At 46.4% G+C, this 1282-nt stretch carries 1 protein-coding gene; it reads right to left on the reverse strand.

Annotated elements, in window-relative coordinates; all coding sequences use genetic code 11:
* A partial coding sequence (locus tag ACNORC_RS15230) for an HYR domain-containing protein (RefSeq protein ID WP_418336529.1) occupies positions 1-1282 on the reverse strand: 1282 nt, incomplete at both ends.

Here is a 1282-nt window from a genome sequence, read left to right on the forward strand (position 1 = left end):
ATGGTCCAGCTAAGGCTGCTTCCGGAGCAGTTGTCATCAAATGTCGCGTTTGGAATAACGATAGAGGAGGAACATTGCCCGGCATCTGTCGGTTTTGTAATAGGACTACCAAGGGTGATAGTTGGGTCTTCGTTATCAGTAACCGTGACTAACAGGTCTTCCGTAATGAAATTTCCTGCCGCGTCAGTTATTTTATAGGTGATGGTGGTCTGTCCTTTATTGAAGGTTTTAGTTCCTACCTGGTTGCTTCCGGAATTTGTAGTGGCCCCACTCATGGTCCAGCTAAGGCTGCTTCCGGAGCAGTTGTCATCAAATGTCGCGTTTGGAATAACGATAGAGGCGGAACATTGTCCGGCATCTGTCGGTTTGCTAATAGGGCTTCCGAGGGTGATAGTTGGATCTTCGTTATCAGTAACCGTGACTAACAGGTCTTCCGTAATGAAATTTCCTGCTGCGTCAGTTACTTTATAGGTGATGGTGGTCTGTCCTTTATTGAAGGTTTTGGTTCCCACCTGGTTGCTTCCGGTAGCTGTAGTGGCTCCACTCATGGTCCAGCTAAGGCTGCTTCCGGAGCAGTTGTCATCAAATGTCGCGTTTGGAACAACGATAGATGCGGAACATTGCCCGGCATCTGTCGGTTTTGTAATAGGACTACCAAGGGTGATAGTTGGGTCTTCGGTATCAGTAACCGTAACTAACAGGTCTTCCGTAATGAAATTTCCTGCAGCGTCTGTGACAGTATAGGTGATGGTGGTTTGTCCTTTATTGAAGGTTTTAGTTCCTACCTGGTTGCTTCCGGAATTTGTAGTGGCCCCACTCATGGTCCAGCTCAAAGTTTCCCCGGTACAGTTATCACTGAAAGTTGCATTGGGAATAGCAATAGAGGCGGTACATTGTCCTGAATCTGTATCTCTGGAAATGTCACTTCCGAGGGTAATTTTTGGATCTTCATTATCAGAGACCACAACATCGATAGAACCTGTAACGGTGTTGTTTGCCGCATCGGTCACGGTGTAGTTGATAGCGGTGGTTCCGATGTTAAAAGTTTTGGTGCCAACCTGATTGCTTCCTGAATCTGTAGTGGCCCCGCTCATGGTCCAGCTCAAAGTTTCCCCGGAACAGTTATCACTGAAAGTTGTATTGGGAATAGCAATAGAGGCGGTACATTGTCCTGAATCAGTATTCCTGGAAATGTCACTTCCCAGGGTAATTTTTGGATTTTCATTATCGGAGACCACAACGTCAATAGAACCTGTAACAGTATTGTTTGCCGCATCGGTCA

This window comes from Salinimicrobium soli (assembly GCF_048323655.1).
Classification (GTDB): domain Bacteria; phylum Bacteroidota; class Bacteroidia; order Flavobacteriales; family Flavobacteriaceae; genus Salinimicrobium; species Salinimicrobium soli.